General features: G+C 44.9%; 13 protein-coding genes and 1 pseudogene. 11 read left to right on the plus strand and 3 right to left on the minus strand.

Annotated elements, in window-relative coordinates; translation table 11 throughout:
* Positions 1–7 precede the first annotated feature (7 nt).
* Positions 8–4,321 carry a hypothetical protein gene (locus B7E11_RS17795; protein WP_080837011.1) on the plus strand — a complete coding sequence of 1,438 codons (4,314 nt, stop codon included), beginning with the start codon at positions 8–10 and terminating at the stop codon, positions 4,319–4,321.
* Positions 4,322–4,350: 29 nt separating this feature from the next.
* Here the strand turns inward: B7E11_RS17795 and B7E11_RS17800 are convergent, their stop codons facing one another.
* Positions 4,351–5,616 carry an IS3 family transposase gene (locus B7E11_RS17800; protein ID WP_245809758.1) on the minus strand — a complete coding sequence of 422 codons (1,266 nt, stop codon included), beginning with the start codon at positions 5,614–5,616 and terminating at the stop codon, positions 4,351–4,353.
* 188 nt (positions 5,617–5,804) lie between these two features.
* Positions 5,805–5,861, minus strand: a pseudogene (locus B7E11_RS30340) (hypothetical protein); the annotation flags it as partial.
* Positions 5,862–5,880: 19 nt separating this feature from the next.
* Between B7E11_RS30340 and B7E11_RS17805 the strand changes: the two are divergent.
* From B7E11_RS17805 to B7E11_RS17820, 4 genes are all read left to right on the plus strand, one after another.
* Positions 5,881–6,639 carry a hypothetical protein gene (locus B7E11_RS17805; RefSeq protein ID WP_139787238.1) on the plus strand — a complete coding sequence of 253 codons (759 nt, stop codon included), beginning with the start codon at positions 5,881–5,883 and terminating at the stop codon, positions 6,637–6,639.
* Between the two features lie 170 nt (positions 6,640–6,809).
* A complete protein-coding gene (locus B7E11_RS17810) occupies positions 6,810–7,148 on the plus strand; it encodes a hypothetical protein (protein ID WP_080833702.1) in 339 nt (112 codons plus the stop codon).
* A gap of 148 nt (positions 7,149–7,296) precedes the next feature.
* Positions 7,297–8,106 carry a hypothetical protein gene (locus B7E11_RS17815; RefSeq protein ID WP_080833700.1) on the plus strand — a complete coding sequence of 270 codons (810 nt, stop codon included), beginning with the start codon at positions 7,297–7,299 and terminating at the stop codon, positions 8,104–8,106.
* Positions 8,099–8,989, plus strand: coding sequence for a DNA adenine methylase (locus B7E11_RS17820; protein WP_080833698.1), 891 nt, complete (start codon positions 8,099–8,101; stop codon positions 8,987–8,989). Before B7E11_RS17815 ends, B7E11_RS17820 begins: the two co-directional genes overlap by 8 nt.
* Positions 8,990–9,646: 657 nt before the next feature.
* On the opposite strand, the gene B7E11_RS17825 is transcribed toward B7E11_RS17820, so the two are convergent.
* The gene (locus B7E11_RS17825) at positions 9,647–9,841 is read right to left on the minus strand and encodes a hypothetical protein (RefSeq protein ID WP_080833696.1); all 195 of its coding nucleotides are present in this window, start codon (positions 9,839–9,841) and stop codon (positions 9,647–9,649) included.
* Between the two features lie 823 nt (positions 9,842–10,664).
* On the opposite strand from B7E11_RS17825, the gene B7E11_RS29640 reads away from it, so the two are divergent.
* The 6 genes from B7E11_RS29640 (at position 10,665) to B7E11_RS17855 (ending at position 14,966) form a co-directional block, all read left to right on the plus strand.
* Positions 10,665–10,838, plus strand: a complete 174-nt coding sequence (locus B7E11_RS29640; RefSeq protein WP_176220800.1) for a hypothetical protein — start codon at positions 10,665–10,667, stop codon at positions 10,836–10,838.
* Between the two features lie 56 nt (positions 10,839–10,894).
* Positions 10,895–11,116, plus strand: coding sequence for a DUF5348 domain-containing protein (locus tag B7E11_RS17830; protein WP_245809759.1), 222 nt, complete (start codon positions 10,895–10,897; stop codon positions 11,114–11,116).
* 18 nt (positions 11,117–11,134) lie between these two features.
* Entirely contained in the window at positions 11,135–11,674 is a 540-nt protein-coding gene (locus B7E11_RS17835) for a recombinase family protein (protein WP_080837015.1), read from the plus strand.
* Between the two features lie 31 nt (positions 11,675–11,705).
* On the plus strand, positions 11,706–12,401 hold the full coding sequence (locus tag B7E11_RS17840; RefSeq protein ID WP_080837017.1) for a hypothetical protein: 696 nt from the start codon (positions 11,706–11,708) through the stop codon (positions 12,399–12,401).
* A gap of 25 nt (positions 12,402–12,426) precedes the next feature.
* Positions 12,427–13,074: an HNH endonuclease gene (locus tag B7E11_RS17845; protein ID WP_080837019.1), complete on the plus strand. Its 648-nt coding sequence runs from the start codon at positions 12,427–12,429 to the stop codon at positions 13,072–13,074.
* 1,442 nt (positions 13,075–14,516) lie between these two features.
* Positions 14,517–14,966 (plus strand): hypothetical protein, encoded by a 450-nt coding sequence (locus tag B7E11_RS17855; protein WP_080837023.1) that lies wholly within the window; start codon positions 14,517–14,519, stop codon positions 14,964–14,966.
* The last annotated feature ends 2 nt before the right edge of the window (positions 14,967–14,968 follow it).

Genomic DNA, 14,968 nt, shown 5'->3' on the forward strand with positions numbered 1-14,968 from the left:
AGAGAGAATGAGGAAGTTGTTTACCATCATGGCTTCACTGGCTCTATGTTTCTCGCTATTCTCGGCATCAGCCTTCGCCGCTGAGCCACCGACAGAAGGAGCATCCAATCTCACCAATCCCACTCCGACCAGTGAGTCCAGTCTACCCACTCAACCCGAGCAATTGACGGACAACAGCCAACGAGTGGTAACGGACGGTCTGTATGTAGACATTTACTACCCGACCGACACTAACACCTTCATCCCCGAGTTCACCCTAGAACTTTGGGACGTACCAACCAACAAGCTGATCAGTTCTGCCACAGGCAACAGCCAGAATTACGAAAACGGGAAGTACAGCCTAATCTTCAATCATCCGGGGTATCGACTTGGAGACGAGCTGGCTTTGATCCTGCGAAAGACGGACGCCATCATCGAGGAGCTGAACTTCAATGGCATCCATCTCAAGCCGAACACTCACTACAAGTTCTCCATCGACCAGTTCACTTATTATGAGGGCGACAATGACGAGCGAGTTTTCCAAGACCTGACCGCAACCAAGCTCAATCCACTGCAAGCATCTCTGGTAACCAACCCGAAAAAGGTAGGTCTATCGCTCAAATCGGAGTCCGGCTCTCCATTGAAGCAGACACCAGTCGAGATCAAGCTCCAAGAGGGTAAAGGTTCCTTCACAACCCAATCCGACAGCAACGGTCTAATCTGGCTCGATACCGACAAGTTGACGTGGAAGTTCCTCGTATCCTCAAAGGGGTTTATTTCTTCTGATGGCTCAAGTAGCGGAGTTGAGGTCGAGTTACCGGCAACAGTAGTCGCAGGAACACAGAAGTCTGCGGTTGTTCTGCCAATCACTTTCAAATCGGCTAAGTCACAATATTCCGACAGCGAGATTTCGGTATCCCTCTCGACCGATGCCAATACCGACTTGAGTAAAGCTTGGTCAGAGTTCGACCTCACCCTAACGGATGCCAATGGGGTATCGAGCACTCACACGCTCAATCTGGACAGCAAGATCATCCAAGGATTAGCTGACGGTCAGTACAAGATCGAAGTTTCTGACGCCAAGTACGCCGATGTCAAGCTCGATTCCGCTTCCCTTTCCGTAAAAGGGGGTAAAGGGGGCATCAAGGGCACGATCCAACCGAAACATGTTCTCGAAATCAGCAAGGACGGCGACCCTTACAACTTCTCAGTAATCAACGTAACCAAGCTCGCTGACAAGCAGTACAAGGGTTCGAAGCCCCAGACCTTCGCCGTAACACCAGGCGAGTCCTACATGATCAAGGACAACGACACAGGTAAAGTAGAGACAGTCGCCATTGACGCGAACGCCCCGACCACCCGAGTCATCTTGGGCGCAGGAGTAGTATTCGGCGGTTCGGTAAGTAGACCGCATACGGGTGACCCGATTATTTATTTGCTTATCTTGTTCGTCATGGCAGCAATGGGAGCGTGTTTAATGATGATGGGGTATTTGAAGACCCGCAAAAAATCGGGACTTACAACCAAAGCGATGAGTCTTTTATTAGCCGCGGCACTCCTTACCTCTGTTTTTTCAGCGGTAATGCCGACAACAGCTTCCGCCGCTGGCTCCGATGCAAACGTTGGCGGAACTGGACCCGCAACTGGTAACGCAACTTCAAGGACTCCAGCAGGAACATTCCAAGTCAGCGACAAGATTGCCGTACTTCAGTTCGGTTTCATCCCGAACAAGGTAAAGTCTAGCGGAGATGGCGTTCTTTCCGCTTCTTCAGGGGTTGCCGATCTTGAAGATCCCTTCAAGTTTAACTACGAAGACCTGATGTACTACATGGCTCCGAGCCAGGTATCCGACACCCTCTGGAGAAAGCAAGGTTCCGGCTTAATCTCCTTCGAACGGGGGCAAGGGGTAAGAACGCTTTACGGCAACAACCCACTCTACCCAAGCATTCAAGCCGAAAATAGCCGAGAAGACCTGATGAAGCGCACCTTGGAGTATGCTGATCTTGCAAGAACTTTGAAGACTGATGGAAGTAACAACTATTTTGAGCAGATCATTGGCGACGTTCTCTACAACATCGACCCGAACAACCCGAACAGGTCATTATCGGGCGAAGGGAACGATCAGGTAATCGGTGACGCTCTGAAGACTATGATCGAGGACTACATCTCCAAGCGTAAAGACGACAGCGAGTTCGATGCCCAAATCATCGGCAGTTTGATGCTCTCGGGGTATCTCGACCTAATCAAGTCTAAGGGAGTCCTGACAGGAGCCGAGTATACCGCCTTCGAGCAGATGATGAAGGACAAGTTCAAGAAAGGTGAACTGATCTTCTTCGCCCAAACGGTAATCGGCATTTCCGTTCAAGACGGAGGCAATCCGCAAGCCAGAGACTATGCCTTCATGCCGTTCCATGACGCAACTGACTGGTATCTCAATACCCGACAATTGGCTCGTCCGACCGACCAAGTCGTGCAGGGGTTGACCGCTAACAAAGAGTTCGAAGCCGTATCCCTTGGAGGTGCAACTACTGCCGAGCAAGGTTCCCTTTCCCCTTACAAGGAAAACGGTAATATTCCATTCTCTTTCCGCACTTATGCGCGAGATTATTACGCCCGTACCCTGAAGCCGGTAACCGACAGCGTACAGATGTCATCTGACTATAAAGTCAACGGATTTGGCGGTTGGGGGTTCCAACCTTGGGGTTATGGGGATGGAGAATCAGAAAACAGACCAGCGATTACCGCTGAACTTAATGTTACTGTGGTCGACCAAGACGGTAATCCGACAAAGGAGTCATTTACTGAACCGATCAAAGGTTGGACTGAGGCAAGTGAAAAGTATTTGGGTGAATTGGAGTCTAATGACGATACAGTTATCATTGGGGGTATGACGGTCGAACATGATGGAAAAACCTATGATCTTGTCCCTAACGAGAACGCGACCTTCAAGTTGATTGACATCAAGGATGAAGAAAATATCAATAAAACACCTTTAACGAAAGATGCCGTTGGTGAGGATGGAGTAATTTCGATTCCTGTTGATACAGATTCGAATACTTGGGAGATTCGGTTAGGTTTTGACACCCCGCTTCCTTCGGAACTCCATACGTATTTAGGTGGCGAAGACACGGTCATTAGTACTGAGGTTGAAAACAAGTATGCGGGAACAGATGAATTCTCGAACGCTCACCTGACCTTGTTCGTCCAAGCGAAAGAAGCTACTCTGAAAGATGAGAAGGTCGAGACCAACCTTGAAGTCCCGCAATGGCGACTGTCGAAGTATTGGGGAGATATTTCCCCATCGGCTAAGAATCCGGCAACCTTCAGTCTCCAGCTTCCGATTGAAACGTTCCGAAACCCGAGTCTTTCGCCTTCCGGGGTAACCTTTAGCTTGCTCAATCCTGATTTGAGTCAGGTACCTTGGGCGATCAGCCGAGCGAAGTTGTTCAACGACACACCGTACCGCAGCTTCTCGCCCTACAACACGTCAGCCAAGTTCAATCTTGCGGGGGATCTGTTAGCCATTAAGGACAACACGACAATCAGCAATAACAAGTTTGCTTCTTGGGTAAACAACATGACCTTGTTCAATAATCGTATCGGTTCGGCAACCGCAGGTTCCTCTGACGGACAAGCAACGGTAACAAAGGATTTCTTGTTCCAATATGGGGTCAATAGCGGGGTTGATCCTTTCCGTTACACCGAGGACAAGCGTGTTCCTGTAGGTTCGAGTTGCAATAAGTTTGGTTGTTGGACTATATGGGGTTGGGAGCCGCGAACCGCCAACGCCACAAGCAATTACGACACGGCTGACTACGATACGACCGTAACCTTCCAGCGTTACATGCCGAAGGATAGCACCGCACCAAAGACCTTTGAAAATGCTTCGGAGTCGGTCAACGGCAAGCATTGGGAGACGAATCAAAGTTCGGACACCTTGAAAGTCAATCCAGAAGTCTTGATGGCGTATGACGATCAGAGCGGCAACACGAGTGTCGCCTTTGTCGCCGGAGATAAACTCCGCCCGATCAAACCTGTCTCGTTCAATGTTGCTCAATTCGTCAACGTCGATGTAAATCCAACCGTAACAGGCATGTCGGTCGCCACTGATTCGAACGCCAAGCAATTAGCAAAGAGTCTCAATGCAGCGGATAAAGAGGTTCTTTACAAAGGCAGCGCGGTAACTACCAACTTCGAGGTCAGGGGTCAACTGGAACTGAAGACCTTCGCGTTGGATATTGGGAATGATGCGTTCAAGAATGCTTGGAATCCAGGCATCTCCTACTCGACCGATGCCATCAACGAAGCTTTTGTATCCCAATACCGGTATTTGTCAAGATAGTTGTCGCGATTCCTTAGGGAAAGTAAATGTTAAGATAGCGATTTTTTTGCAGCCGGAATAAGCGTCACTTTTTCAGGATTCAGCCAGACTTCATCTTTCAGGCTCCAGTCGCGAATGGTGCCAGACCAGCGATTAGGGTTTCTGGCTTTTGCGGCCAAATAAATCTCCTTGCGTTTCTCAAACACTTGGTGTGCTAATCCTTCATGCCGCTGGTTAGGTGTAATAAAATTCAGTCCGCTGTGTCGATGTTGTTCGTTGTACCAGCGAACAAATCGCATGACCCATTCACGCGCCTCTGACAAGGCCTTAAAGCCTTCCGTTGGATAGCCAGGACGGTACTTGCATGTGCGGAAAATCGATTCTGCGTAAGGGTTGTCGTTGCTGACGCGTGGTCGGCTTCGAGAGGGGGTAATGCCCAAACTGTACAGGGTCTCCAGCAACGTGGCCCCCTTCATCGGGCTTCCGTTATCCGAGTGAAGCACAAGCGGCTGCCGACGAATCACGCATTGCTCTCGCACGACCGTACGACGGATCAATTGACTGGCATGCTCGGCAGACTCTTCTTCCCAAATCTCCCAGCCTACAATTTTACGGCTGTACAAATCCAGGATGAGATACAGGTAGAAGAACAACCCCTTCACGGGCCCGGGCAACCAAGTGATATCCCACATCCATACTTCATTCGGGCCGCTCGCAGCGTGGCTGGTGATGGGTTTAGGCGTGCGTTTCTTGCTGCGCCCGCGATGGTGCTGCTGATTGTATTTATGCATCACCCGGTAAAAGCTGGACTCGGAGGCGATGTAGGTTCCTTCATCGGCCAGCGCCGGCACAATCTGGCTTGGCGGCAGGCTCCTGTACGGCGGCTGCTGAAGAACCTCCAGCACCTGCTGCTCTTCTGCATCGCTTAGCTTGTTAGCGGGTGTCGGCCGTTTGGCGTGAGGGCGTCCGTCTACGGTGCCGCCTTGCTTGCGCCAGCGCTGGAGCGTCCGCTGAGTCAGTCCGAGCTCTCGGCAAGCAGCCGCTTCTCTTGCACCGGCGGCAACGGCTTCTTGAATCAGTGTAAGGGCATGCTCGCGATCTGAGGCACTGATCATTCGTCCTCTTGGTCCCCCCAGATCGCTTGGGCCTTTTTTCGCAACACCAACAAGGCGGCGGCTTCGGCGAGCGCTGCTTCTTTGCGCTTTAGCTCTCGATTTAATGCCTTGTTCTCTTGCTCTTTCTCGCGGAGTTCCTTCTGAAGCCTGTTCGCTTGCGAGACGATTCCGCCATTGGCTTGCATACACGCATCGCGCCATGCTTCCACCTGCTCAACAAACAGCCCTTTTGTCCGACAATACTCCGCCAGCTCGATTTCGCTCAAACTTGCGGTTTCGACAACGACAGCGAACTTCTCCTGCGTACTCCAACGTTCGGGCTGTACGTCATCGGCAGGCGTCATACCTTGTGCTTTTGCCGCCTTCTTCCACTTAAATAAAGTCGTCTCCGATAGACCGATTTCCTTAGCAAGCCGACTGACCGGCTCGTTGTACGGGGGCATCATACGCTGTACAATGCTTTGCTTGAATTCTTTGGTTACGGGATTCACGTTCTCCACCTCGTCCTCGTTTCTCCTCACTATATATTCAATTTGGGGGTACGACAACTATTCTGACAGAGGGGGATACGCAACCAAGGACGAAGCTACAGGTAAATGGAAGGCGACTCTGAATGCTGATGGTAAGCTGGTCATCGGGGGTAAAGAGTACGGTGGCAAGCAAGGACAAGTCGTAGCCGAGCAATCGGATGAATCGGTAAAAACTTACGTCTTGGAAGTGCGCGGCGGCAAGTTGGTGGGGGTCAATGGCAATCGCAACTTGAACAACCTGCCGACCGAACTGAAGGAAGCCTTGACTCGGATGCACATCCTCGGTGACGACAACGTCTTTAACACTTTCGAGCGCAGCACTGGTGCAAAGTTGAACGAGGATATCGTAGCGACTCTTGGTAATGCTATAAGGGGGTCGAGCGATCTAGCTGTCGGCAAAGGCTTTTACAACGAAGATTCGACAATCTTGGTCGTAAGAGAGTACACCACCACCTTCGACCTTCCGTCCTACATGACAACGGATAAGGTTCCGATGGAGATTTCCGGTTTGGAAGTCCAGATGGATAAAAACCAGTTCTTCTCCAAAGGGGCGACCGGACATACCTTGCTCCAGTACAAGGTAGGACAAGTCGAGATGATTGCCGATTCCTTCAAGGGTGACTTCGGAGTGAAGAAGTCCACACAGTTTGTAGTACCTAACGGCTCGATTTTGGACAGTTTCTCAAGTCAGTAATGGGTATCCGTCAGGGGTTGTCTTAAGGGGTTTGGCATTGAATCGGATATAGATTTTCTGAGAAGAAGGTGTCGTAAAAATCGGCACCTTCTTTTCTTGCGATGATGTTTCAATCTACGGTATAGTACGACACAACGATTTTTCTAATTCTTTTGCATGGGGGTATTGCTGTGACGGTTCTAACGGAAGCTGATCTACATGACCGTTTTCCTTGGTCAAAGCCGGTTGTCCCGGCTCTATCTGATCAAGATAAGGCAGACGGGTATTTCTGCGACCCACAACCTTGGGACTTCGCTGAGCCGGTATTAAAGCTGATTGAGCAAATGTTTTTGGAGATCGAGTCTTACTTCGCTAACAGAAATGAGCCAGTGGAAATCGCCATCTACGGGATGCAAGAGTTGTTTGGCGAGCTTCAAGTCGAAATGTATTGTCCTCACGCAGATGTTTATGCGATTGTTCGGAGGTACACCAGACTGTCACGAGATTTGTTTCAGGATGAAGACGAATAATGGAGCATCTATTGAAGGTGTCGCTATGCGCGGCACCTTATTTGTTTCTCTGAGGGTGTTTTGATATTAGTGAGGGAGTTGAATGCAGTTTTAAGAGGTATTCGCCCTACTGGTGAAATTCAAATTCACTGGTAGAGGAGTTAGAAAAATGAGCAAAAGAAATGTGGTTTTAGAAAATGTCACTGTCAAAAACGGAGTATTACCTTCCGCAGACGAAGTAGTTGTCAAAGAAAGTGTATTTCCTCCGGGTTTGCGTGAGGTAGTGGAAGAAAAACTGGAAGTAGAGGTTCTTCATGTAGAGCACCCAGATTATGACGGCAAAATTTTCATTGCAAAGCTAACAAGTGTATGGGGCGAGTCAAAGCCGATGTTTTTTCCTCTTGGTGATTTAATCGATAAGAAAAAGAAAGAAAATGTAATAATACAATTGGTAAATCGGACCTTTTTTGATCCAGACAAAGACTTCGAATTTCTTTATGAATATATTAAGTGCTTAATACGCGCGAAATTGTATAAGACATATGACGAGAAGTATCAACAGTATCTTTTTGAAACTGAAGATCTATCCGAGAATGAAGACAGTTTAGAGTACTATAAGCTTCTTGTTGAATACATTGAGGAAAATAGTACGGTATTCCCTAAGCGGAGCAGCGGTTTATTTGAAAAGAATTGGTGTCATGGTGTTTATTTAGATAAACCGGAGCAAGTGAAGAAATTCGGTAAGAATGCTTATGCTGTTATACCTGAACACCTTCGTGAGATATTCCAAATACCGTACACGAATAAGTATGGTGCAGTTCTCGATGATCTTGTAAAAAAGGGCTTGTTGTATTGCGGTGGGGGTAAAAAAGCAAGAAAGGATATTGTGGTTTCGCTTTCCGACAGGGTTTCAATGAAGGCATATGTCTTTACAATTGATCCTTCCGTATTAGTTGAGGAGGGACGCGGAAATGTTTGATTTCAGGTTGAAATTTATCAAGACCCTTAAAACAATAGGCGGAAAAACCCGCCTATTGAAAAAGCTTATACCGATTATGTATTACGTAATAAAGTCTGAACAAATTCAAGGTGTTCTTGATCTCTTTGGAGGGGGTAATAAATTTATTCCGCAGCTAGATCGATTCACAATTCCCATCCGAATATATAATGAGCGAGATGAAGGCATCTCGAATTTGATGGCTTGCATGACGGATGAAAACAAAGCAAGAGCGGTTATTGATCTAGCCTATCGGTTACAAGATGAGTATCGAATTGAAGCGGCTTTTCATAAGGCGCGTGAGATAAGACGTTTAAAGGAGACTCCACCTATCAAATCAGCAGCACTTACACTTATAGTTGCGGAGTTTAGTCGAGCAGCGGATCGAGTTAAGTATTATAAGCCAAATGCGGAACGAGGATTTAAATACGAAAGTCATTTACCCTTCTTGGAGCTGGTTCCAATCATGCGAGATGTAATTATAACCTGTGCCAGCTATGAAGAGCTTTTTGAGTATTACAGTCATCGGTGTGATTTTCTAACCATCCTTGATCCGCCATACGTTGGATCAGACTGTTATGAAGATGAATTCCCCGACGAGAAGCATGAGGAAATGGTCAGACGTATCGTTGACACCAAAATGAAGGTTATCCTTTGTGGGACTGATACTACCATCTATGACTATCTCACAGAAAGAGGATGGCATAAGTATTGTCTTGGAGAGATACCTAGAAGTAATGTTGGTGAGGCGGATGCAGTGCAGGAAGAATTCATTTGGACGAATTTTGAAATTCCGAGTTTCTTACTTTCCAGATTAGATATCCACCCAGTCTACCCAGACAAGCTGGTCAAAATTATGGTTTGAAAAATATAATTGTAGCCCCAATTCGGCTGTTTCCATCCGAGTTGGGGTCTTTTGTATGCAGCACAGCTCGTTCAACAGATTAATTAAGCTTCGATGAAGTACACTTCTGATGATGATGATAATTAGCATCGCAGGATTGATATTCAGATAAAACACACTTGGCAAGAGCGTAGTGGGATCTTTATGACAACAGGATGTCGCAAACCGGCTAGAGAATCGGGTTAAAAGAACACATTGGTGATTATCCACTCTTGATTTGTCGAATGCTTTATAGATTTCTGTCGAAAATTGAGAGGTAAGGTTGCCGTAATCAAGTTGTTTATGGCTCGAATCTTCGTAATCGGCAAAATTCCGTATTTTTTCCGATTTTATCTCTGTGTTCTCCGCGCCCTTCAGAAAGGCTCCGAAATCGCCCTCCTTCCCCCTTCAGGCTTGTCATAGGTCTACCCCGCCATCAAAAGCGTCTTAAACTGGCAACAGGTGGCTCACATCGTGCGTTCGAATGTCGGCTCGAAGTCATTGTTGGCTTTTGGTTTCATTTCTATTTGTGGGGAATGGTTTGAATTTGCTCATTTCAAAGGAGTTGCCGAATTTATTTTGGTGGACTGAATGAAATAGGGATAAACGAAAATGACCACATCCAATAGGCGGATATGGTCATTGCTCATTGCCGGTATGGTATTTCTTAACGTACACCTTAGTTCCATCCTTGTATTTGTCGAAGACGCCGAGCTGATCACCCATTCTCACGGGATGTCCAGAGTTGAGAATGGCTTCTGTTATTTTCTGAAATTGTTCCTTCAGGATGTCGTCGGTTTCATCTGCAGGAGTATCGAAGCCGAATTTCCGCAATTCAATCACCTTCCTTTGAAGTACGGGTTCCCTTAATTTTATCACAAATTTTGATCGAAAGCTCGGTCTGGTGCGACATTTCTGATTCAAGGGGGTTGTTAGGACACTTTTCGTCTGAAGGTTTTTAGAACGAGATGAAGCGGTTTTATAAAAACACTTCAAATGGCTTTTATGCCATGCAGGTCGTATTGATAAACGATGAGCAGCTCAATTCTCAATCTTACTGACAACATGATGTCGCAAACCTATTCTAAAAGCACACTTATAGCCAGTACAGTATCCGACAGTTCAGGACACAGTGACTTAAGAAGGCTCTAAAAACACACTTTTCGAAGTATTGATTTGAGATTGGCTAAATTTCAGGAGTTAACCAAAAGCAAATCGATACTTAAATGCCCGTAATCCGCGTAACTCTCATTTTTCTGCATGGTAAGGAATGGTCGCTCGGTCGCCCTCGCTCCCTTCAGGGGGTCGCCCCTGTTCGCTTCATGTTCGCCTTTCGCTCTGCCCGCCGTATTTTGCCCTCTGCGCCCCTCGCTCCCCGCTTAGGGCTATTGTCCTATTCCCCTCGCACCTAAAATCGAATACAGGTGGCTCACGGCTCGTCACGTGCGGTGGTCGCTTCTCGGTCAATGGTCGGTCGCCCATAATCCAGTCGTATCAAGGGTTTTCGGCTTCTTTGGGTCTATCAAAAAGTTCTTATTTTCGTTAAAAAGGACTTGAATTACTCGCTAAATGACGCTATACTCATAACACAAGTTAAATAGGTAAAAAGTACTAAAAAAGTAAATTAAAGAGAGATTACGAGAGGGGATGAGTGAGCATGTTGGATCAGTTGTTTGTCATCTTTTTTGGAATATTGAGCTTATTTCTAGGATTTCGTTTTTTCACTATTGCAATGGTTGACCTTGGCGAAACTCTGAAAGGACGTGTTTCAGGTGTGTTGGCAGTAGGGTTCTTTATCATCATGCTCGTTACCAAGTATCAGATTGGTTGATTGCAACAGTGAACGTTTTTTGCTCTAAGAGAACACACTAGAAGGGAGGTGAAATCGTGCAGCGTAACGTTCCAATGTTCTACGATCCAGATTCAGATCGCTGGTGTGTTGAACTCGACGGTACAAGCTATGGATTGCATTGTGGAGAAGGCTTCGAGATTTATCTTGGTCAACAAGCCCTCCCTTGTTCGATTGAGATGGATCGTGAGTGGTATTTGATCGTGAATGGAACCAGCTTCAATCTACGTAAATCGAGCCGGTATCGGGTGAATTATTAAGCGAAAGGGGTAAATGGTGTGGCGAGAATTGGTTATCTTCGTGCCAAACGGAAACAAGAGATCGAAGAATTCGAGAGCAAAGCCAAAATTGACAAGACCTTTGTTGACCTGACGAATGAAGTTGGCTTTACGCGTGGCGAAACCCTGAAATTGATGTTAGATCAGATTGAGGCTCGAGACACATTGGTAATTCTTAGTCTGATAGATGTGGCTAACGATGTTCTCGGATTACGTAGCTTTATTGCGACTTTGAAGGAATTGGACGTAGAGTTGGTGGTTCTTAATGAAAATGAACCGGATTTTTTGAATGATCAAGGGTTCGAAGTTCTTTGTTTCATTGATGATTTTCTGAAGAATAAGACGATTTCTCAAACTTCAATGCAGACCAAGATTGGAAGGCGTTCGGAACCATATCCACCGAACTTCCTAGAGGTATATCAAGAATATCGGAGACCGGAAAAAGAGAATAGAATTTCCGGGCTGGAAGCCGCAAAGAAATTGTCGATCAGCTACAATAAGTTCCGCGAGTTGGTCAAGATTTTCGAATTGAAGTTTTAAGTACTGCTTTATAAAGAGAGGGGAAGAGAGAATGCGTGGGGTGATTAGCTTTTCAATTAATCCAACCGAGGAGGAAAAAGCCAAAGCAACAATGCGATCACTTGGAGTTCAATCAAGATGGGGTAAGGAATGGCAGAGCGAAGTGTACTTTGCATCCATTGATGGAAGAATTCCTGATGACGCAGAAGTAGTTAATGTTGAAGGTTGGGCATTTTGCTGTGAGACCAATACAAGAATGATGAAATTAAATCGTGAGGAAAATCTTATTAATGAGTATGAATTAAAGCGGGGGTATCGCGGTATTTTTGATGCAACTCTTCATTCAGGTTCGCGGCGAATTTTGAAATGTGATTCTGAAAGTCAGTTTGAGAAAGTGATGCAGGATGAGGAAAGGATCTCGAAAAGAGCAGAGTTTGAAGAGTTTGACTGGATGTTAACTATCGAGCATGGTGTAAATATCAGGACTTTGATTAGTAAGGCTCTTTCTACGGGACTTAGACGATACGTCAATCGAATAAGGTACTGGATTGAGCAATTTGAAAAGAAAGAACTTATTGAGTTTGTTCTAAAAGATGAGATTCTCATAGAAGAATTTGAACTGAAAGACGAGGATGCAACTTTCACGAGACCCAATGGCGTAGTTGAGCATAACGAAGTCGAACCTATAACTTTTGAACCGAAGAAGTTTTTCGTTGATATTGATGAGAGATTTAAGCGTGTAGTGTGAAAAATTATGGAGGAGGCATTGCAGGATGATAAAAGTGAGTGAAAACGGAAATCCGAATTCGAGACCTATTCCAAAGATCGTGAAGGATTTTGATGGCGTAGAAGTTATTCTCACTATCAACGAAAAGCTAATTGCATGTTGGACAATGTATCAAAACCTACAGCATCTATATGGGGCAGTTTTCCATACAACCTTTGAAAGATTATCATTTCTTATCGACATGACGAACGGTGGAGTATATCGCTACAACAATAAAAAATTTGAATTGTTTAGAGATGGGAGTACACTTTACTTACAAAGAAAGAAAGGTCGTAGAGAGTGGAAGGTAGTCTATGAAGACGAGGTATTTAGCATTTCCCGAGGAAATTGGCTCATGGAAAGTTGCCAAAGATCAGGCAGCAATAATAGCTACAAAGTATTTACAATTCGCAAGGGTATTATCATTCGGGATCACCAATTAATTGTATTATTCCGCGATGGATCTGTTGGATTACTTGGAATCGGTGAGAATAGGCATTATGAAGTCAATCACTTCGATAGGAATACCTATAATAACAGCCCAAATAATTTAGTGTTGGGGACTAAAAAGGAGAATCAGGAACACCGTATCGAAAATCTTGATATTCTATCAATTATCAAATTACCAAATGGCGAGCTAGGTTTTAATTTCTAATCTGTTGGGAGCGAAAAATTGTGCAACATAATAGTTGGAACAGCGAGGCGTCCATACGATTCCTCGCTATATTTACGCCCACTCGTTAGTTTGTTTCATTAAGACCCTCTACAAGAGTATCAAGCCCTCGATCCTCATCCAAATTTCTAGTCCACGACTAGTAGTTCGTCAATTAGTCAACGTCCAATTATTCGTAAAGCCACTGTTCATATTGGTCTACCTCCGCTTCCAACCTTTCAGGGGTTCCGATCTGTTTCTGCTCTTATTTAACCCAAGATCCGGCGAGGAATCGACAATCACCATACTTGAATCTTATCTCAATAAAATTTCCACAGTTAACCAACCCTACAGTGATACTTTAATTGCGAAAGAAATCGGTATTGTCATTTTCTTCACTTAATTTATGATTGTACAGATTGGAAGTGAAGAGATCCCTTTATTCATGTGCAGAATTGGTTCAATGATTTCTCATTATTTGCGGAGGGGTATGGTGTGTAATCAGAAAAAGGAAGGAGTTCTTAATAAATACACTCGATTTATTTTATTACGATACTCAACTTTCTGTATAACGTCACTCAATCTTATTATAACAGTACTCAACCTTTTTAACCTCAAATCAATGTTTTTATAAGGCTTTCGATCATATCAAGTTAGCAGCGTAGAACTGCTTTGTATGGACAGATAACTTTTTGAATGCCACTCATTGTATTTATTACAAAACTCAATGTTTATAGCTCCGAACTCAATGTTTTTATAACACTACTCAATCTTTTAATAAATATTCGATCCGATCCAAATAATCTATCAGTAATGCTCCGAATAAGCAGAGCTTGATACAACTCACTGCCCATGTGGAATCTCCATCCTGAGTGTTGCCCCTCCCAAGGTTGGGGTATGAGCACTAATCTACTTAAAGATGTTTTCCTCGATTATGTAAATTATCCTTGCTTTCCTCAACAATACCGGCAGATCGATTTTATTATAACAGACTTGGCTATCTTCGAGTGACAGGGAGCAAGTACATACCAGTCTGATCTTGTTGGTTCCTTCCTACTTCCTCAAATGCCCTTTTTTCAATTAATCACCTTTATTCAGATTTCAATCCTTGATGGTTTACGAAATTCCCCGAGTAATATTTTTTATCTTAATCGGTACATGAATTTGATTTAGGCAGCTTGAATCTGAGCAACTTTATACTACTTAGGCTTCGGCTACTTGTATTATGTTTTTCGACCATTCCGTTTTGGGCGATTTTTGCTTGCCACGTCTAGGGATTTTCAGAAATTACAAAAAGCCCTGAAGCCTAAAAATCGGTGAAAGTGAGCCACATTTCTAAGTAGGGGGTCGAATCAAGAACAAATAGGTTAATTATGTTCTTTTTAAACGACTTTGTTGGTTTGAATTGGAGCTTTGTATAAAAATTTTAGAAGGAGAGATTGCATATGTCTACAACTAAAACGCAGATTGCTACTAACCTAGAGACTTTGAATGATGGAGTAGCTCAAATTTGGGTTCAGCTTAGTTCATCGAGTTTGACGGATGAAGAACGGCGAGTATTTCTTTTAAAGCTATCGATCGTCAAAATGATCTTCGATTTTCTAAAAGCAATGAAGGATATCTCTGAGAAACAAGCAACATTGGTTACTCTTTGTATGCGCGGCGGTAGATGCACCAGTAAGGACATGCGTGAATTAGGTTTTCGAACGTTGGATCACATGCGTTATGTGCGTAACCAGATGGAGACTTTATTGGAAGCTACCGTTTTGAATACCGATCAAGTTAATCGCTTGTTTAAAACGAATTCTCTTGCCGAGGTGATGGAGATAAAAAATTGGTATGTAACGAACGTTCTGCAAAATAAGCAGTTATTGCGTTTCATTGCTCAAAATTAATC

It is taken from the genome of Cohnella massiliensis (assembly GCF_900169535.1).
In the GTDB taxonomy this organism is placed as follows: Bacteria; Bacillota; Bacilli; order Paenibacillales; family Paenibacillaceae; genus Cohnella; species Cohnella algarum.